The organism is Stenotrophomonas sp. SMYL8 (assembly GCF_036320065.1).
GTDB classification, from domain to species: domain Bacteria; phylum Pseudomonadota; class Gammaproteobacteria; order Xanthomonadales; family Xanthomonadaceae; genus Stenotrophomonas; species Stenotrophomonas maltophilia_A.
In genome coordinates, this window is record NZ_JAWIRR010000034.1 from 28670 (window position 1) to 47915 (window position 19246).

General features: G+C 65.9%; 16 protein-coding genes. 10 read left to right on the forward strand and 6 right to left on the reverse strand.

Features of this window, described 5'->3' with window-relative positions; translation table 11 throughout:
* Positions 1–57: 57 nt before the first annotated feature.
* The 4 genes from V3B25_RS19365 (at position 58) to V3B25_RS19380 (ending at position 4750) form a co-directional block, all read left to right on the forward strand.
* The gene (locus tag V3B25_RS19365) at positions 58–1377 is read left to right on the forward strand and encodes a dicarboxylate/amino acid:cation symporter (RefSeq protein WP_049400752.1); all 1320 of its coding nucleotides are present in this window, start codon (positions 58–60) and stop codon (positions 1375–1377) included.
* A gap of 474 nt (positions 1378–1851) precedes the next feature.
* The gene (gene tkt / locus V3B25_RS19370) at positions 1852–3849 is read left to right on the forward strand and encodes a transketolase (protein ID WP_132810703.1); all 1998 of its coding nucleotides are present in this window, start codon (positions 1852–1854) and stop codon (positions 3847–3849) included.
* A 305-nt stretch (positions 3850–4154) separates the two neighbouring features.
* Positions 4155–4433, forward strand: a complete 279-nt coding sequence (locus tag V3B25_RS19375; protein WP_049422655.1) for a type II toxin-antitoxin system RelE/ParE family toxin — start codon at positions 4155–4157, stop codon at positions 4431–4433.
* An 11-nt stretch (positions 4434–4444) separates the two neighbouring features.
* Positions 4445–4750, forward strand: coding sequence for a HigA family addiction module antitoxin (locus V3B25_RS19380; RefSeq protein WP_014038309.1), 306 nt, complete (start codon positions 4445–4447; stop codon positions 4748–4750).
* Positions 4751–4838: 88 nt separating this feature from the next.
* Here V3B25_RS19380 and V3B25_RS19385 read toward each other — a convergent pair whose 3' ends face one another.
* Both V3B25_RS19385 and V3B25_RS19390 read right to left on the reverse strand, forming a co-directional pair.
* The gene (locus V3B25_RS19385; RefSeq protein WP_154264290.1) at positions 4839–6791 is read right to left on the reverse strand and encodes an acetyl-CoA hydrolase/transferase C-terminal domain-containing protein; all 1953 of its coding nucleotides are present in this window, start codon (positions 6789–6791) and stop codon (positions 4839–4841) included.
* Between the two features lie 34 nt (positions 6792–6825).
* The gene (locus V3B25_RS19390; RefSeq protein WP_154264289.1) at positions 6826–7383 is read right to left on the reverse strand and encodes a flavin reductase family protein; all 558 of its coding nucleotides are present in this window, start codon (positions 7381–7383) and stop codon (positions 6826–6828) included.
* A gap of 118 nt (positions 7384–7501) precedes the next feature.
* Here V3B25_RS19390 and V3B25_RS19395 point away from each other — a divergent pair, with 118 nt between their 5' ends.
* The 3 genes from V3B25_RS19395 to V3B25_RS19405 are packed head-to-tail and all read left to right on the forward strand — an operon-like array spanning position 7502 to position 9622.
* On the forward strand, positions 7502–7867 hold the full coding sequence (locus V3B25_RS19395; RefSeq protein WP_049422658.1) for a BlaI/MecI/CopY family transcriptional regulator: 366 nt from the start codon (positions 7502–7504) through the stop codon (positions 7865–7867).
* Entirely contained in the window at positions 7860–9062 is a 1203-nt protein-coding gene (locus tag V3B25_RS19400; RefSeq protein ID WP_329811393.1) for a TonB family protein, read from the forward strand. The genes V3B25_RS19395 and V3B25_RS19400 overlap by 8 nt, the downstream gene beginning before the upstream one ends.
* Positions 9059–9622 carry a hypothetical protein gene (locus V3B25_RS19405; RefSeq protein WP_032127863.1) on the forward strand — a complete coding sequence of 188 codons (564 nt, stop codon included), beginning with the start codon at positions 9059–9061 and terminating at the stop codon, positions 9620–9622. Before V3B25_RS19400 ends, V3B25_RS19405 begins: the two co-directional genes overlap by 4 nt.
* A 57-nt stretch (positions 9623–9679) precedes the next feature.
* Here the strand turns inward: V3B25_RS19405 and V3B25_RS19410 are convergent, their stop codons facing one another.
* From V3B25_RS19410 to V3B25_RS19425, 4 genes are all read right to left on the reverse strand, one after another.
* Positions 9680–10480: an MBL fold metallo-hydrolase gene (locus V3B25_RS19410; protein WP_201117203.1), complete on the reverse strand. Its 801-nt coding sequence runs from the start codon at positions 10478–10480 to the stop codon at positions 9680–9682.
* Positions 10481–10491: 11 nt separating this feature from the next.
* Positions 10492–11310 carry a S1/P1 nuclease gene (locus tag V3B25_RS19415; RefSeq protein WP_329811394.1) on the reverse strand — a complete coding sequence of 273 codons (819 nt, stop codon included), beginning with the start codon at positions 11308–11310 and terminating at the stop codon, positions 10492–10494.
* Positions 11311–11487: 177 nt separating this feature from the next.
* Positions 11488–12897 carry a hypothetical protein gene (locus V3B25_RS19420; protein WP_329811395.1) on the reverse strand — a complete coding sequence of 470 codons (1410 nt, stop codon included), beginning with the start codon at positions 12895–12897 and terminating at the stop codon, positions 11488–11490.
* Positions 12898–13092: 195 nt separating this feature from the next.
* Positions 13093–13722, reverse strand: a complete 630-nt coding sequence (locus V3B25_RS19425) for an OmpW family outer membrane protein (RefSeq protein WP_019338734.1) — start codon at positions 13720–13722, stop codon at positions 13093–13095.
* A gap of 193 nt (positions 13723–13915) precedes the next feature.
* On the opposite strand from V3B25_RS19425, the gene gap reads away from it, so the two are divergent.
* The 3 genes from gap (at position 13916) to V3B25_RS19440 (ending at position 19088) form a co-directional block, all read left to right on the forward strand.
* Complete coding sequence (gene gap / locus V3B25_RS19430; RefSeq protein WP_032127866.1) at positions 13916–14920, forward strand: type I glyceraldehyde-3-phosphate dehydrogenase; 1005 nt, start codon at positions 13916–13918, stop codon at positions 14918–14920.
* 125 nt (positions 14921–15045) lie between these two features.
* Entirely contained in the window at positions 15046–17715 is a 2670-nt protein-coding gene (locus V3B25_RS19435; protein ID WP_329811396.1) for a DUF2339 domain-containing protein, read from the forward strand.
* A complete protein-coding gene (locus tag V3B25_RS19440) occupies positions 17712–19088 on the forward strand; it encodes a DUF3999 domain-containing protein (RefSeq protein WP_201117198.1) in 1377 nt (458 codons plus the stop codon). Before V3B25_RS19435 ends, V3B25_RS19440 begins: the two co-directional genes overlap by 4 nt.
* Positions 19089–19246 lie beyond the last annotated feature (158 nt).

Genomic DNA, 19246 nt, shown 5'->3' on the forward strand with positions numbered 1-19246 from the left:
ACCGGCGCCGCTTGCGCGCTTTGTTAGAGTGCATTCATTTTTCGAGGAAACCCGCGCATGACAGCAGCTGCTGCCGACAAGAAGAAGTTGCCCCTGCATTGGAAGATGGGCATCGGCTTTGCGATCGGCCTGATCCTGGGACTGATCGTGCATGCCCTGGGCGGCAGCGTCGATGGTCTGCAGGCCGGTGCCAAGTGGGTAATGGACTACATCACCACCCCGGCGTCGGGCCTGTTCCTCAACCTGATCTTCATGCTGATCGTGCCGCTGATCTTCTCGGCGCTGATCATGGGTGTGTCGGAGATGGGCGACATCCGCGCCCTTGGCCGCATCGGCTGGAAGACCCTGGCCTATACCGTGCTGCTGTCCGGCATTGCCGTGGGCATCGGGCTGGTGCTGGTGAACCTGCTCAAGCCGGGTGTGGGCGTCGACCCGCAGGTCGCTGCGATGATGCTGTCGGAGAACGCCGAGCGCAGCAAGGAGATTGTCGCGGGCATCCACGGCACGCCGAAGGGCATGGACATGCTGCTGTCGATCGTGCCGAGCAACGTGCTGCAGGCCGCGTCTGACAACGGCGCGATCCTGTCGCTGATGTTCTTCGCGCTGATGTTCGGCATCGGCATGGTGCTGACCGACAACGAGAAGGTCGCGCCGCTGCGCCGCGCCATCGAAGGCGTGTTCGAAATTTCGATGACCCTGATCAACCTGGTCATCCGCCTGGCCCCGTATGCGGTGGCCTGCTTCATGTTCAACCTGGCCGCGCTGTTCGGCTTCGAGCTGATCGTCCGCCTCGGTGCCTACGTGGGCGTGGTGGTGTTGGCACTCGGCCTGCACATGGTGGTGAGCTACGGTACGGCCGTATGGCTGTCCGGTCGTTCGCCGCTGTCGTTCTTCCGCGATACCCAGGAAGCGACGGTGATGGCGTTCTCCACCGCTTCCAGCAACGCTACCCTACCGACCGCGCTGCGCGTGGCCGACCAGATGGGCCTGCCGCAGCGCGTGTCGCGCTTCGTGCTGACCGTGGGCGCCACCGCCAACCAGAACGGCACCGCGCTGTTCGAGGGCGTGACGGTGATCTTCCTGGCCCAGTTCTTCGGCGTGGACCTGAGCATCGGCCAGCAGATCATGGTGATGGCGGTCTGCATCCTCGGTGGCATCGGCACGGCCGGCGTGCCGTCGGGCTCGCTGCCGGTGGTGGCGATGATCTGCGCGATGGTGGGCGTGAACCCGCTGGGCATCGGCCTGATCCTGGGCGTGAACCACTTCCTGGACATGTGCCGTACCGCGCTGAACGTGACCGGCGACCTGGCCCTGACCACCCTGGTGGCCAAGGGCGAGTCGCACGATGGCCCGGCGCTGGGCCCGCAGCAGGACTGAGACCGGATTCCCGCCCCCGGACTCCGGGGCGGTAGTGCCGGCCGCTGGCCGGGTACGCGTCATCGCATGCGCGCTGCCGCTCCCACGTTTCGCGATGCGAATCGCGGGCCCCCCCTTACCGGCCTCCACCCCCCGGCGCCTATGGCGCAGCCCCCGAACTCCGGGGGCGGGTAGTGCCGGCCGCTGGCCGGGTACGCGTCATCGCATGCGCGCTGCCGCTCCCACGTTTCGCGATGCGAATCGTGGGCCCCCCTTACCGGCTTCCACACCCCCGCGCCTATGGCGCAGCCCCCGAACTCCGGGGGCGGGTAGTGCCGGCCGCTGGCCGGCAACTTCATGATCTTCATTGAATTCTGCGCAACTGCCGGCCAGCGGCCGGCACGACCGGGCAAGGTGAACCGACCCCCCGCCCGGCGACTATGGGACAATAGGCCGCCCGCACGTCCGCGGCCGCCTCCCGATTCCGACAGAACCATGACGCAGCCTACCCGTCGCCAGTTGGCCAACGCCATCCGCTTCCTTGCCGCCGATGCGGTTGAAACCGCAAAGTCCGGCCATCCCGGCATGCCCATGGGCATGGCCGACATCGCCGAAGTCCTCTGGAACGACTACCTCCGCCACAACCCGAGCAACCCGCACTGGTTCAACCGCGACCGTTTCGTGCTGTCCAACGGCCACGGTTCGATGCTGCAGTACGCGCTGCTGCACCTGAGCGGCTACGACCTGCCGATCGAGCAGCTGAAGCTGTTCCGCCAGCTGGGCAGCCACACCGCCGGTCACCCGGAACGCCACGAGACCCCGGGCGTGGAAACCACCACCGGCCCGCTGGGCCAGGGTTTCGCCAACGCCGTGGGCTTCGCCCTGGCCGAGAAGCTGCTGGCACAGCGCTTCAATCGCCCGGAACTGGAAGTGGTCGACCACCGCACCTGGGTGTTCATGGGCGATGGCTGCCTGATGGAAGGCGTGTCGCATGAAGCCGCTTCGCTGGCCGGCACCTGGGGCCTGCACAAGCTGGTCTGCTTCTGGGACAACAACCACATCTCCATCGACGGCAACGTCGAGGGCTGGTTCACCGACAATACCCCGGAGCGTTTCGAGGCCTATGGCTGGAACGTGGTCCGCGACGTCGATGGCCACGACCCGGAAAGCATCAAGGCCGGCATCGAGGCCGCGCTGTCGCAGAGCGACAAGCCGACCCTGATCTGCTGCCGCACCACCATTGGTTTCGGTTCGCCGAACAAGGCGGGCAAGGAATCCAGCCACGGCGCTCCGCTGGGCAAGGACGAGCTGGAAGCCACCCGCAAGCAGCTGGGCTGGGAATACGGTCCGTTCGAGATTCCGCAGGCGATCTACGACGGCTGGCGCGCCAATGGCGCTGGCACCCTGCGCCAGGCCGAGTGGGAACAGCTGTTCGACAAGTACGCCAGCCAGTACCCGGCTGAAGCGTCCGAGCTGACCCGCCGTTCGCACGGCGAGCTGCCGGCCGACTTCGTTGCCAAGGCCGATGCCTACATCGCCCAGGTGGCCGCTGAAGGCCCGACGATCGCTTCGCGCAAGGCCTCGCAGCTGGCCATCGAAGCCTACGCCCCGCTGCTGCCGGAAATCGTCGGTGGCTCGGCCGACCTGGCGCACTCCAACCTGACCCTGTGGAAGGGCAGCAAGTCGGTTGCCAGCGACGACGCCAACGCCAACTACGTGTACTACGGCGTGCGCGAGTTCGGCATGACCGCCATTGCCAACGGCCTGGCCCTGCACGGCGGCTTCATTCCGTTCGACGCCACCTTCCTGGTGTTCAGCGACTACGCCCGCAACGGCGTGCGCATGAGCGCACTGATTCCGGCGCACGCCATCCACGTCTACACCCACGACTCGATCGGCCTGGGCGAAGACGGCCCGACCCACCAGCCGGTGGAGCACCTGGCTTCACTGCGTTACATCCCGAACAACGACGTGTGGCGTCCGTGCGATGCGGTCGAGTCGGCGGTGAGCTGGAAGGCTGCGATCACCCGCCAGGACGGCCCGAGCTGCCTGGTGTTCAGCCGCCAGAACCTGCCGCACCAGCCGCGCAGCGCCGAGCAGATCGCCCAGATCGAGCGCGGTGGCTACGTGCTGGCCGATGCCGCCGGCACCCCGGACGTGATCCTGATCGCCACCGGTTCGGAAGTTTCGCTGGCCACCGAAGCCAAGGCCCAGCTGGATGCGGCCGGCCTCAAGACCCGCGTGGTCTCGATGCCGTCCACCGACGTGTTCCTGCGCCAGGATGCGGCCTACCGTGAATCGGTGCTGCCGAACGCCGTGCGCAAGCGCGTGGCGGTGGAAGCCGGTGTCACCGGCTTCTGGCGCCAGTTTGTCGGCCTGGACGGTGCGGTGATCGGTATCGACACCTTCGGTGCCTCGGCCCCCGCCGACCAGCTGTACAAGCACTTCGGCATCACCACCGCCCACGTGGTGGAAGCGGCCAAGGCGCTGTAAGCAGCCTCGCGAAGCAGGAAGGGAAAGGCCGGCGCACGCCGGCCTTTTCTTTGCTCGAGAGAAAAGGGGACGGAGGGGATCAAGTCGTTTGTGCACAAACGACTTGATCCCCTCCGTCCCTTTTTCGTCCGGCATGTTGCGCCCTGCGGCACCAGTGTCGCGTTGGCCTCTTCATCTAGCCTGCATTCCTTGCGAAAAGGAGGGCCTGCCGAGGTACCCCCGGAAGTAGTCATGGACAAGAAGAGCGGCGCAGAAACCCATGGTGGATTTGCGGGGTGTAAGGTGATGCCTTACACTGGCGCCGCATGATCGTCAGCTTCAGGCACAAGGGCCTGAAGGCGCTCTATGAGCGGGGCGACATGTCCGGAGTCCGTGCCGATCATGTGGCTCGGTTGCGGCGTTTGCTTCTGCAGCTGGATCAAGCCCGGCTGCCTGGAGACATGGGGCTGCCCGGAAATCGCCTGCACCCCCTGCGCGGGAGCTATAGCGGCTACTGGGCTGTAAGTGTCTCGGCGAGTTGGCGATTGGTGTTCCGCTTTCGTGGGCTGGACGTCGAACTGGTCGATTACCTTGATTACCACTAGGAGTCTGCTCGATGCCGTTGCATGATCCACCGCATCCCGGAGAGTCGCTGCGCGAAGACATCCTGCCGGCGATAAGCATGTCGATCAGTGCGCTGGCGCAGCATCTTGGCTATTCGCGCGGACAGCTGTCGACCATCATCAACGGGCACGCTGGCATCTCCGCGGAACTTGCATTCCGCCTTGAGCTTGCAGGTCTGGGCAATGCCCGCATGTGGCTGGCGATGCAGGCGGCATACGACCTGTGGCAGGTCGAGCATCGAGCGCATCCACCGATTGCCCGTCTGTATCTTGAGGATGCAGTGAGGATAGAGCGGTAGATCTACGCCATGCGTGGATGAGAAAAAGGGGACGGAGGGGATTAAGTCGTTTATGCACAAACGACTTAATCCCCTCCGTCCCCTTTTTTCAGGCGGTGCGTGCCAGTGCGAGGCGCAGCAGTCTCGCGTCCAGGCGCTCGCCGAAATCCTTCGGTGCCTGCAGGCCCATGCGCTGCAGGTACACCGCATCGCCGTCGCCAGCCGGTTGCCGCAGCGCTGCCCAGACGGTACGCAGTTTGTCGCCGCGGGTCTGCGTGTTGGCCTTCAGCCAGCCCAGCGCTTTCACCAGCACCTGCTCGATCTCGATGAAGTCGCTGCCCAACGGATAGTCGGGCAGGCTGCCATCGACGCGGAACGGTGCCAGTGCCGCGGACAGTGCCTGCGGCGTGTTGCGCTGCTGGCGCTCCGGATCCGGTTGCGTGGCCGCCAGCAGCTTGCGCGAGGCGTGTGCCTGCTGCAGCAGGCCGCCCTGGAACGGGGCCTCGGTGATTGCGGTCATCGCATGCACGCAGTCCTCGTCGGTCAGGCCGCGCAGGTCGGCGATGCCGTATTCGTTGAGGTAGATGTCGCGCAGGTGGCGTGGGATGGTGGTGTGCCCGTAGTTCCAGCGCACGTTGGATTCGCGCTGGCCCTTGTCATCGCGCGCGGCGCGGAACATCAGCACGCTGCGCGCTTCCGGCAGCGCATGTGCCATCGCCACGAAGTTGTACTGGCCGCCCACGCCGGACACCACGCGTCCATCGTCCAGCGCATCGGACACCGCTGCGCCCAGCGCGGTGGCCATCATGCAGGAGTTGAAGAAGCGCGCGTGGCGGCGTTGCAGGCGCTCCAGCGTCTCGTTGCCGCCGTACAGCTGGTTGATCTCGCTGATGCGGCGCATGCCGATCGCACGGCATTCGTCTTCCGGCAGCGTGCGCAACCACTCGTAGAACTCCGGCGAGCCCAGGTAGAAGGCGCCATGCAGATACTCGCCCTCGGCAGCCAGGGTGGCGTGGTCGATGGACAGCGTGCTGCCGTTCTCGATGCGTTGCATCAGCGCCAGGTCATCGTGCACCTTGCGCTTGATCACGCCGGTCTGCACCAGCCGGCGGAAGCCCTCGTTGAGCATTTCGCTGCAGCCATACAGGCCGACCTCGAACGGATCCAGTCCGCCGATTTCCTGCACCAGCGGGTGGCTGGCCAGCTGCGGATCCAGCGCATGCAGCACGCGCCGGTAGCGCGCGTTGTCGGTGTGGCGCAGCACCAGCGCATGGCTGAGCGCGTCGGCCAGCGTGCCGATGCCGATCTGCAGGGTGCCGCCGTCGCGCACCAGCGTGCTGGCATACAGGCCGATCGCGTAGTCGGCATCGCCGACCGGCTGCCGCGGCAGCCCGAACAACGCCGGGTACGGTGGTGGCGGGGTGATCACCAGATCGAAGAACGACACATCGACCGTGGCCGAGCCACCCAGGTAGGGTAGCTGCGGATCGATCTCGGCGATCAGCAGCGGGCGAGGCAGCCCGCGAGCGGTCATCGCATCCAGCGTGTCCTGGGTGATGTCGTTGTTGCACGACAGCGAGAGCCGGCGGTCGTTCGGCCGCATCGCCACCTTCTGCACGATCACCTGCGGCGCGCGCTGCGCCACCGCATCGGCGGCGTGGGTGTAGTTCAGGCTGGTATAGCTGGACTGCGCCTGCCGCGAGCCGAGCAGGGCGCCGGACTGCATGTAGAACTCTTCCACCTGCACATGTGCCGGCAACGCGTCGCGCGCGATCGCATCGGCATAGGCCAGGCGCGGGAAATCGTCGCCGAAATGGCGCTGCGCAAACGGCGCCATGAAGCGCGCTTCCAGGCCGTTGCCGCGCGCCTTCGGCGGGTTCAGCGACAGCGCGGTATACAGCTGCAGTGGCCGCGACGGATCGTGCTCGACGCGTGCGTAAAGAGCATTGAGCAGCCGATGCGGCTTGCCCAGTGCCAGCGGTGCCCCGATCCGCAGCGGCCCGTCCACGCGCGCAAACAACCAATCGACGGCGGCGTCCAGGTCGGTGAGGTGTTCGGTCATGCGCGGCGGTCCTGCGTGTGGGGGAGTGCGGGCATTACAGCATGTCGGGCTTGAACCGCCGTCGACGCGAGACTTCGGCGCCGGACACCATGAACTGCCCATCGCCGCGGTAATGCATCGTGCGCGGTAGTTTCGGCCGGGGCGCAACATGGGCGCGTACGATTTCCCAGATGAACAGGTTGTTCGACGCCACCTGGCTGTCGTCGTACAAGCGGCATTCGAAGCACGAATGGCATTGCCCGACCAGCGGTGCACCGACCTCGCGCGCCGGCAGCGCATCAAGCTCGAAACGGGCGAACTTGTCGACCTCGCGGCCGCTGCAGTTGCCGATGTCCACCACGGTATCGAGCAGTTCCACCCCCGGCACATTGATCACGCACTCGCCGCTGCCACGCGCCAGCGCATGGCTGTGGTTTGCGTCCCACAGGTAGGTGGCGACCAGCGAGGGCGAGAAGCCCATCACCATGTGCCAGCCCATCGTCATCAGGTTGCGCTGGCCGCGCCAGGCGGTGCTGACCAGCACGATCGGCCCGGGTTCGAGGAAGCGGCGGGCCTGCTCGACCGGGAATTCCTTCTTGGGCAGCGCTTTCATCCGGGGCCTGGGGCGGGAGGAATCGATGCTGGCGCAGCCGGGATGAACCTGGAGTCGAGGGGCTTGACAGACGATTCGATTACGCGCGTAATCGGGTCGTCGATTACGGATGTAAACCATGACCCCGATCAGCGAAGCCGAAGCCGTTGTGATGGAGGTGCTATGGCAGCAGGCACCGCGTAGCGCCGATGACGTGGTCGCCGCACTGGCCCACCGTGACTGGGCCGAGCCGACCATCAAGACCCTGCTCAACCGCCTGCTGACCAAGGGCGCGATTGCTGCCGAGCGCGATGGCCGGCGCTACCTGTACCGGCCGCTGCTGCAGCGGCCGGCCTGGGTGGAGGCGCAGAGCCAGGACTTCATTGGTCGTGTCTTCGAAGGGCGCGTTGCGCCGCTGGTTGCGCACTTCAGCGAACGCGGCCAGTTGAGTGCGCAGGACATCGCCGAACTGAAGAAACTGATCCAGGAGCTGGACCATGACTGAGCTGCTCGATGGGCTGTGGCAGGCCAGCCTGTGGCTGGCGGTGGGCGTGGTCGTGCTGGCGGTGCTGCGACCCTTGCTGGTGCGGCTGGGGGGCGTGGCGTTGGCCTACCGCAGCTGGTGGCTGCTGCCGTTGCTGCTGCTGGCACTGATGCTGCCGTTGCCGCAGGTGGCACTTCTGGAGCATGTGCCGACGCTGCCGCTGAAAGTGGTACCCGGCGCCGTCGAAGGCATGGCAGGGCAGTCGTTGCCGTGGGCCGGGCTGTTGCTGCTGGCATGGATGATGGGGGCGGTCCTTTGTCTGCTACGCGATCTACGTGCGCAGCGGCGCTTTGAACGTGGCATGGGCCAACTGTGTGCACGCGCCGATGGCAGCTGGCAGGCCAGCGCTGATCCCGGGCTGCCCGCGCTGGTCGGCCTGTGGCGTCCGCGCATCGTGGTAGGCCCGGACTTCGACCAGCAGTTCACCGCACAGGAGCAGGGCCTGATCCTGCAGCACGAGCGCAGCCACCGTCGCAATGGCGATCACTGGGCCAATGGGGCGCTGCTGATGGCACGCGCGGTGTTCTGGTTCCATCCGCTTCTGCCGTGGGCCTCCCGCCGATTCCTGCGTGACCAGGAGCTGGCCTGCGATGCCCGCACCATTGCCCCGCAGCCTGCGCTGCGCGGTCTCTACGCCAGCACGCTGCTGAAGGCGCAGCTGGTCCATCCGGTTGCGCCAGCGGTCTGCCATTGGCGCAGCCAACCCGTGTTGAAGGAGCGTATCGCCATGTTGAAGCAGTCCAAGCGGAAGGCATTGCCGTGGGTGTCGGGGCAGGTGCTGGTGGTCGGGTTGTGTCTGGGAATGGGCGCGGTGGCGTGGGCCAGCCAGGGCGGTGCAGCCGCAGACGGCCAGGCAGGGGCCGCCATGGATCGGGAGATAGAGGTCGAGAAGATGCCGCCGCCGTCCTATCCGAAGTCCGCGTTCGAACAGCGCCAGGTGGGCGTGGTGAACCTGCGCGTGGAAGTGGATGCCAAGGGCCATCCGACTGACGTCCAGGTGCTCAGCGCAACCAATCCGGGTGTGTTCGATGCGGTGTCGATCGCCGCTGCGCGAAGCTGGACCTATCGTCCGGCGATAAAGAACGGAAAGCCCGTTGCAGGGGCTGTGAAGATTCCGATCACCTATGCCATGGACAACACCGAGGACTCCCAGTGAAGACCGCGCCGCTGTTGATGATGGCGGCGCTGTTGGCAGGATGCGCGACCCAGGATCGCCTGACCACCGTTGATACCCGCAGCGAGAATGTCGGCCATCAGCGCCTGCAGCCGCAGGCCGGTGGCGGCAGCGGGCAAGTGCAGACGTACTCGCTGGGCGCGAGCGAGGGCTACCGGATGCCGCAGTTGTACGCGGCGCCGGATCCGGAGGTCGGTGATCGTGACCCGCGTGCGGAGCTGGCACCGACCACCATCTGCCTGCAGGTGGTGGTTGATGCACAGGGCAGTGTCGAACGCAGCGTGCCGCTGACCGATCGCCCTGAGTGCGCGGCAGGTGCTGCAGGCGAGAATGCGCCCCTGCTGCAGGCGGCGCAGGAAGCCGTGGCGATGTGGAAGTACTCGTCCGCAGCGGTCTGCCACTTCGCGGCTGGCAAGGTGCCTGCCGACCGTGGCGACTGTCGCGGCGCCGAGCGCGTCGAGCCGGTGGCGGTCACCCTGCAGTATGCCTTCACCTTCGAGATCGTGAAGGGACAGCACGTGGTGCGTACGCAGGGAAAATGACCGCTTGCGATGACCGGGGCAGCGCCGGGCCATGCCCGGCGAGCGCAGCGGCGTGGATCAGGCCCCGCCCTGGATGTTGGCCTTCACCGCGGGCTGCATCAGCTTGGGTTCTTCCAGCGTCGCATCGCGTGCCTGGCGCACGCTGACGAACTCCGCCTCGGCCACGCCGTCATGCACGTGGATGTTGTGCGCGCGCTGTTCGCCGATGGTGGTTTCGTTGGCGAATGCACGACCACCCGGACCGTAGTCGTGGCAGACGAACACGCGCGTCGCATCGGGCAGCGCCAGCAGGCGCTGGATCGAACGGTACAGCTGCGCGGCATCGCCACCCGGGAAATCGCAGCGGGCGGTACCGCCGTCGGGCATGAACAGCGAGTCACCGGTGAACAGCGCATCGTCGATCAGGTAGGCGATGCTGTCGCTGGTATGGCCGGGCACGGCGATCACCTGACAGCGCAGTTCGCCCACAGCAAAGGTTTCGCCATCGCTGAATAGGTGATCGAAGATGTCATCGGCCGCAGGAAGCTGCAGGCCGTAGCGCGGCGCGAAGGTGGCCTGCACCGCGCGGATGCCTTCGCCGATGGCCAGCGTGGCCTGCGGGAAGCGCTCCTTCAGGCGGCGCCCGGCCGACACATGGTCGGCGTGGGCGTGGGTTTCCAGCAGCCAGCGCAGCTGCAGGCCCTGTTGTTCGATGGCCTGCAACGCGGCATGCAGCGGCGCTTCACTGCTGGCGTCGGTATCCGGGTCGTAGTCCAGGACCGGGTCGATCAGCGCCGCTTCGCCGCTGGCCGGATCACTGACCAGATAGCTGAAGGTATTGCTGTCACGGTGGAAGAACGACTGCACCTGGACCGGCATCGGAACTCTCCTCAGCGCGTGCCGAGCACGCGGTTCAGCAACTGCGCCAGGTTCTCACCGGCCAGTCGCAGCTGCGCTTCGGCCAGCGGCCGGTAGCGCTCGGTGTATTCATCACCGATTTTACGCGTGGCCGGATAAACGCCAGCTTGCATGGAGATGCGGCAGCTGGCTTCGGCCCACGTCTGCGGGTCGCGCTGCGGGTTGGACTGGCGCGCCTGCTTCGGCGCGCGCTGGCTCTGCAGCAGCGGGAGATAGCCGGCGTCGTCCAGCTTGCGGGTGTTGAGCATGCCGCTGTCCCACAGCGAGTGCAGGTTGGTACCGCGGTTGCCGAACTGCAGCTGGAAGTCGTTGCCGCCCTTGTCGTGGGCGTAACCGGCGTGCATCGGCTGGTGGATATCGCCGACCAGGTGCACGACGAACTTCAGCGCCTGCAGGCGCTCGCCGTCGGTCAGGCTGCGGTCGCCGAGGATGGCGCTCTGTGCCTTCAGGGCCTCGACGATGCAGTTGCCGTTCTTGCAGTGCTTCGGTGCTTCGTAGTGGCAGTTGTCTTCGGCGATGTTGACGTAGTGCCAGCCGGCCGAGCGACGGCCCAGGCCCGGGTCTTTGGCGCGCAGCTGGTCGGCCCACGGCGCGATGCTGGCCAGCGTGGCATCCGGTTCGGTGGCCAGCAGGCGGTCCACTTCGGCGCGGGCGGTGGGGTTGAGGCGGGCGTGGGCGACTTCGGCGACCAGACGGTGGCCTTGCGCGCCCCAGGCATGGGCGGGGGCGGAGACGGACAGCAGGGCCGGCGCCAGGGCGGCGGCGAGGAACAGGGAGTGCAGGGCTTTCATGCGCACATTCTAGCGGGGCGCGAAGAGGAGGGGGCTGGCATGACGACCCATGGAGAGACAGTCACGTCCTCAGTGGCCTGTCTGGTCGAATTTGAGACTGGCACGGTCATCACTCTGTAAGCCGGGAGAGCGCTCCCACATGGCAAAGTTGACCATGCGGAAGGCGACGTTGAGGGATCAGTGCGTTAGTCGATAGAGCTCGAGAGGTATTGTGGTTATTTCGACGTCGACTTTGTTGGTCACGTTGCCAACGCGCTGCCATTTGCCCGTGTCAAAGTTCAGTTTCTCCACCTCCCGCCACCACTTGTTGAGGCCAATGATCCCGGATGCCGATTGCCGGGGGGCACGAGCAGTAACGACGAGATAGACCAGGGAACGATCGTCGCTGCCGTACTCGCCCACAAGGAATGATGAATTCGACAGCCAGCCTGAGACCTGGGCCGATGGAACGCCGAGATTGTTGTCGGCAAAACCCAGGTAGTTGACGTTTGCCAGTGCGGACTGGACCTGTCTCGTTACACCGAAAGTGCTTTGCTGATCCGAAGCCAGATTGCGAAGGTTGTTGCGTTTGTCGAGCAGTCCGAGCATGTCATTCCCATTCGGAACACTGGCGGCATTGCTGACATCGTGGGTAATGAAGTTCGCGAAGCCGTTGATGCCGAATGCAAAAGACCATCCGGCGAACCAACGCAGATCATGGAAGTTGGCGTACTCGAAAGGGTCCTGGGCCAGCGAGGGATGTGCGGATTGCACATTCTGGAGGTAAGCGACGGCAGTTTGCCCCCTGGATCTGGCGAGATTCGAAATGATCGACATGTTCTCGGACATCAGAAGGTCCTTCGCCGTTGGACACTTCCTGAATGACGGGGTAAATGGATAAATGTCGAAGGCGAGGTAGTCAGGGCGCACCTCGTCAGATACCCGGCGCGCAAACGTCGAGTAGCGTGCCACCATCTGTGCGGTTCTTTCAGGTTGCGAAATACTCGCTTCCATGCAATCCACACCATAGTCAGTGGGTGACATGGCGCCGGCATGTTCAGTGCCCGCATAGGAGCCCGCGTTGGCATGCAATGGGAACAGGTTGATGAACACCTTCATGCCTGCGAGACGGTGGTCGCCTTTGACGCATCGGTTCATCTCTGCGAGTGGAGAAATGTCTTTTTCTGGTGGTTCATCCTTGAAATGAAGACCAGCAAAGCTCTTGCCAAACTCGGCACGGAGTTTGACTAGAACTGGATCAATCCGTTCCTGAGTGTAAGTCTGGCAGTTGAACTTCCCGGCTTGGGTTGCAGATTCGAACGTCCAACGTTCATACGTAAAGAACTCAAGCCCTCGCGTGCTGATCGGGGTCGCAATGGTACGCAGCTGACTCAACGTTGCCGATGGTACGAGAAAACGCGTGACGCCGATTGCCGCAAGTTGATCGACTACTTTCTCCGCGATGGCGGGATTGTCCAGATAGCAGTCCTGGGCAAAGTCATCGCAGGATCCTCCAGACATCATTGCGAACGTTCCATCTGCAACGCCAGTGGCATGCGCCGTCGGAGCTCCTAGAAGGAACGCGATTGTTAGCCAAGCCAACTTCATGGTTGAGCTCCTTCTCTTGTCGGTGGAGGCCTGAAGATTCTAGTCGTATCTGCGCTAGTGGTTTCTTAGCATGGCATGGTCGGGGTAGGGAAATTCAGAACAAAAAAGCCCCGGCAATCACCGGGGCAACATGCTGCGAGGGTTTTGCGTGTATTGGGGGAGCGGGGGCGAAGCCCCCGCGCTCAACACACCGCTTTAGAACTTGAAGACGTACGAAGCGCCGTAGACCAGCGGATCGATGTTGACCGTGCCGATCTTCTCGCCGTTCAACTTCACCTTGCTGTCGATGTCGATCCAGCGCATGTCCACGCGCAGTGCGCCCTTCTCGCCGATCGCGAAGTCCACGCCCGCATGCGCGGCCAGGCCCCACGAATCCTGCAGCTTCAGGCGGCTGTCCTTCAGCGCACCGGTGGTGTCTTCGCTGAAGAAGGTCGTGTAGTTCACGCCCGCACCGATGAACGGCGACACCTTGCCCTTGCTGTTGAAGTGGTACTGCACGGTCACCACCGGCGGCAGCTGCTTGGTGCTGCCCACGCGGCCCAGGCCGTTGATGTTGATGTCGTGCTTGAACGGCAGCGCGGCCAGCACTTCGATGCCCAGGTTGTCGGCAATGAAGTACTCACCGGTGATGGTCGGCTTGACGTCGTTGTCGACGTCGACCTTCAGGGTGTGGTTGGCCAGCCAGCCGTTGTTCGACTTCGGGGCCACCTGGTGCACGCCGGCGGAGAGGGTCCAGTCGCCCTTGGACTGGGCCATGGCCGGGGCGGCGGCGAGGGACAGGGCGGCGGCCAGGCTGGCCACGATCAGGGGGGAGGTCTTGCGCATGGGGGTGATCTCGTTGCTGGGTGGATGCAGCCAGTCTCGGCCTCACATCGCGCTAACGCTTTGATCCGGATCAAATCCTGTCCGCCGGCCTGCTGCCTGCCGGGGCTGGCCGGCGGTGGCCAGCCCCGGTTTGCTAGACTTGTGGGCCCTATCCATCCCGCCGCACCCGTCGCGGCCGCAGGAGCTTGAGAACATGGCAATCAAGGTTGGTATCAACGGTTTCGGTCGCATCGGGCGTAACGTCCTGCGCTCGGCGGTGCTGAACTTCGGCGACGACATCGAAATCGTGGCCATCAACGATCTGCTGGAGCCGGACTATCTGGCGTACATGCTCAAGTACGACTCCGTGCACGGCCGTTTCAAGGCTGACGTGGCGGTGCAGGGCAACGACCTGCTGGTCAACGGCAAGAAGATCCGCCTGACCCAGGAACGCGACCCGGCCAACCTGAAGTGGAACGAAGTGGACGTGGACGTGGTGATCGAATCCACCGGCCTGTTCCTGACCAAGGAAACCGCGCAGAAGCACATCGATGCCGGCGCCAAGAAGGTCATCATGTCGGCTCCGTCGAAGGACGACACGCCGATGTTCGTCTACGGCGTGAACGACAAGACCTACGCCGGCCAGGCGATCGTCTCCAACGCGTCGTGCACCACCAACTGCCTGGCCCCGCTGGCCAAGGTCATCAATGACAAGTGGGGCATCAAGCGTGGCCTGATGACCACCGTGCATGCGGCTACCGCTACCCAGAAGACCGTCGATGGCCCGTCCAACAAGGACTGGCGTGGTGGCCGCGGCATCCTGGAGAACATCATTCCGTCGTCCACCGGTGCGGCCAAGGCCGTCGGCGTGGTCATCCCGGAACTGAACAAGAAGCTGACCGGCATGAGCTTCCGTGTCCCGACCTCGGACGTGTCGGTGGTCGACCTGACCGTCGAGCTGGAAAAGGAAGCCACCTACGCCGAGATCTGCGCGGAAGTGAAGGCACAGAGCGAAGGCCCGCTGAAGGGCATCCTGGGCTACACCGAAGACAAGGTCGTGGCCACCGATTTCCGCGGCGAGACCTGCACCTCGGTGTTCGACGCCGAAGCCGGCATCGCCCTGGACGGCACCTTCGTCAAGCTGGTCACCTGGTACGACAACGAGTGGGGCTACTCGAACAAGTGCCTGGAAATGGCCAAGGTCGTCGCCGCCAAGTAAGGCTGGCCAAGATCGCACGCGGACCCCGGCCTGGCCGGGGTTCGTCGTTTATGGGGCCAGCCCTGTCGTAGCATGGGGCGGTCGACCGCTGCCGCTGGGGCGCGGGATTGCAATGGAAGCATGCAATGGAAGCATTGATAGCCCTGGTGGTACTGGTTCTGCTGGCCATCCCGCTGCTGCTGGTGGTAGCGCTGGTGATGATTGCCGGCCTGCGCCGCCGTGTGGCCGCGCTGGAAGGTGCCTTGGCCGCCGCGCCGGCCGCCCGCCCGGTTGCAGCCGAGCCCGCGCCGGAACGGGCTGCGCCCATGCCTGCGGCCAGTGCCGATCTACCGTTCCTGCGGCCGGTCGCCGTTGCTGCACCGCCCCAGCCAACGCCGCTGCCGGTGCACGAACCGGTGCCTGCGGCAGCGGAGGCGCCGCGCCCGGTCGCACCACCGCCGGTGCCTTCCGCGCCAGTGCAGCCGCCGTTGCCTTCCGAACCGACGCTGCCGAACTTCATCGAGCGCGGCATCGGAGCGGTCAAGCGCTGGTTCACCGAGGGCAACGTGCCGGTCAAGATCGGCATGCTGGTGCTGCTGGCCGGTGTTGCCGCGCTGTTGAAGTACGTCAGTGACCAGGGCTGGCTGGTGCTGCCGATCGAGCTGCGCCTGGCCGGTGTCACCGTGGGTGCGCTGGGCCTGCTGGCGTTCGGTTGGCATCAGCGCGAGCGCCGGCGCTTGTTCGCACTGGCGCTGCAGGGCGGTGCCATCGGCGTGCTGCTGCTGACCATCTTCGCCGCGTTCAAGCGGTTCGAGCTGCTCAACCCCGGGTTTGCCTTCGCCAGTTCGATCGCGCTGGTGGCCGGGCTGTGCGTGCTGGCGGTGGTGCAGAACTCGCGCACGCTGGCGGTGCTGGGCATCCTCGCAGGCTTCATGGCACCGCTGTGGCTGTCCACCGGCAGCGGCAACCACGTGGGGTTGTTCAGCTACTACGCGGTGCTCAACGCCGGCATCTTCGCCATTGCCTGGTTCCGGCCGTGGCGCGCGCTGAACCTGCTGGGCTTCGCCTTCACCTTCGGCATCGGTACGTTCTGGGGCGTGCTGCAGTACGCGCCGGACAAGTTCAGCGGCACCGAGCCGTTCCTGCTGCTGTTCTTCGCCTTCTACCTGCTGATCCCGCTGCTGTACGCACGCCGGCAGCCCGCCGGGCGGCGTGACCTGGTCGACGGCAGCCTGGTGTTCGGTACGCCCTTGGTCGCCTTCTCGCTGCAGGCCGGCATGCTGCACGAGCAGCCGATGACGCTGGCGCTGTGCGCACTGGGCCTGGCGGCGATCTACGCCGTACTGGCGCGGGCACTGATTGCGCGCGCGTCGTACACCGTGCTGGCGCAGTCGCATGCGGTGCTGGCGGTGGGCTTCGCCACGCTGGCGGTACCGCTGGCCTTGTCGGCGCGTGCCACCGGCGCGGTGTTCGCGCTGGAAGGTGCAGGCCTGGCCTGGCTGGGCCTGCGCCAGAAACGCTGGCTGCCGCAGGTGTCCGGTGCGTTGTTGCAGATGGGCGCGGCGTTCGCTTTCGTGGCCGGTGGCGATCACTGGCATGAGGACCTGCGCTTCCTGCTCAACCCGACCGCGATCGGTGCACTGCTGCTGGCCGTTGCCGGCTTCGCGTCGGCGTGGAGTTACCAGCGCAGGGAGCGTCACGAGATCGCGCTGGTCTACTACCTGTGGGGACTGCTGTGGTGGCTGGGCGGCCTGGTGCATGAGATCACCCGGTTCTTCCCCTACCGCATCGAAGTGGATGCACTGCTGGTGCTGGCCGCGGTTACTGCATGGCTGGCCGCGGAAATGCAGCGTCGCCAGCCGGCGCGCGCGCTGGGGGTGACCGCACTGACGATGCTGGCGCTGGGCTTCCCGCTGGCGCTGATGCAGAGCGATGCGCACCAGCAACCGTTCGCCGGCTACGGTGCGCTGGCCTGGGCGGCGTTCGCGGTACTGGGTGTGCGAACGCTGCTGTGCCTGCGCCAGGGCGGCGACACCGTGGCACGCATCGCGCAGTTCCTGTGGTGGCTGCTGTGGCCGTCGCTGCTTTCGCTGCTGGCCCTGTGGGGTGGTGGCGAGGCCGGGCTGGCACAGGGCTGGACCACGTTGCTGGTGACGCTGCCGTGGCTGCTGATGGCGGCGCTGTCGCTGTGGCGCTGGAATGCGCTGCGCTGGCCGCTGGGTGCAGCGTTCGACCGCGTGCGCCAGCCGCTGCAGTGCGTGCTGTTCGGCCTGTTGTCGATCGGCTGGCTGTCCGGCCAGCTGTTGCCGGGCGATGCTGCGCCGCTGCTGTGGCTGCCGGTGCTGAATCCGGCGGAGATCGGGCAGTGGCTGAGCCTGCTGCTGCTGGCGCGTTGGCTGTACAGCGATCAGGCGCCGCAGGCGCTGCTGGGTATCCGCATGCCGCTGCTGTCATTGGCAACCTTCGTCGCGCTGACCAGCGTTGTGCTGCATGGCGTGCATCAGTGGGGCGGCCTGTCCTGGAACGCGTCGATGATGCGCTTCAGCCTGGCACAGACCAGCCTGACCGTGCTGTGGAGCGTGCTCGGCGTGATTGCCTGGGTGTGGGGCTCGCGCCGTGGCCAGCGCGTGTTGTGGATGGTGGGTGCGGTGCTGATGGGCGTGGTGCTGGCCAAGCTGGTCATCGTCGATCGCCAGCACCTGGGCAACCTGCTGGGCATCGCATCGTTCATCGCCTACGGCCTGCTGTGCACGGTCGTGGGTTATCTGGCACCGGCACCGCCGAGCGCGGCGCCGACCGTGGAGGAAAAACAATGAAGACGTGGAGCAGGGCGCTGCTGCCGGCGATGTTCGGCATGCTGGCCGCCGTCACCGCACAGGCCGCCGATTACCGTACCCAGTACGCCGAGCAGTGGCCGCTGACGTTGTCCAGCGCACAATCGGGTGCCTACCGTGTCGTGCTGGAACCGGCGATCTACCGTCGCGCCGGTAGTGCGGACCTGGGCGATGTGCAGGTGTTCAATGCCGCCGGCCAATCGTTGCCGTCGGCCTTGCTGGCGCCGGACCAGCCGCTGGCACAGCCGCCGGTGCAGCGTGAGCTGCCGTGGTTCGCGTTGCCGCCGCTGGCCGAAGCGCAGCGCAACGACCTGCAGTTGCTGACCGAGCGCGATACCGATGGCCGCGTACGCCGGGTCGAGGCGCGCGTGAGTGGTGGTGCGGTAGCGAACGGGCAGGGCGGTTGGCTGATCGATGCCAGCGTGCTCGGCCAGCAACCATTGGCGGCACTGGTGCTGGATTGGGCGGACAGTGGCCAGCCGTTGCAGGCACAGGTGCAGCTGGACGTCAGCGACGACCTGCAGCACTGGCGTGCGATTGGCCGCGACATTCCGCTGGTGGATCTGCAGCGCGCCGGCAAGCGCCTGCTGCAGCGCCGTCTGCAGGTGGATGGTGAAGCGCGCTATCTGCGCGTGCTGGCGCAGGGTGATGCCCGTCTGCCAACGCTGCGCAGCGTGCTGGCCGAGCTGCCGCCGGCACCGGCCACACTGCCGTGGGAGTGGTTGTCGCTGGAACCGACCTCGAAGCGCAAGGGCGAATACACCTTCGAGATGGATGGCCGCTTCCCGGCGGCGCGTGCTGACGTGGCCAGCACCGACAACAGCCTGGTGCAGTGGACATTGTTCAGCCGCGATGACGAGAGCGCGGAATGGCAGCGCCGTAGTGCACCGTGGATTGCCTACCAGCTGCAGCAGGGCGCCCAGGGCCAGCGACAGCAGTCCGCCGCCCAACCGCTGGGCGGCATCCACCGCGACCGTTACTGGAAGCTGGTGGCGAACCCGGCTGAAACCGCGACGGCTCCAACCCTGCGTCTGGGTTATCAGCCGGAAGTGCTGGTGTTCCTGAGCCAGGGCGCGGCGCCGTATGCGCTGGCGGTGGGCAGCTCGACTGCGCGCCGGATGGAGGCGCCGATCGGTGTGCTGATCGAGGAACTGCGGCAGCGCAATGACCCCTCCTGGCAGCCGACGCTGGCGCGCCTGGAAGGCAGCCCGGAACCGCTGGCCGGCGATGCGGCGTTGAAGCCGCAGCACGACTGGAAGTCGTGGCTGTTGTGGGCGTTGCTGGGGCTGGGTGTGTTGGTTGTTGGCGGCCTGGCGGTCAGTCTGCTTCGGCAGAAGCCGGCGCCTTCGGCGTAGGTTCCGGCGAACGGCGCAGCCCCTCGTGGGTGGGGTTGGTCGTGTAAAGCAACAGCCGCGCTTGGCCGGGGGGGGGGGGGGGGGGGGGGGGGGGGGGGGGGGGGGGCGGCGGGGGGGGGGGGGGGGGCGCGGGGGGGGGGGGGGCGGGGGGGGGGGGG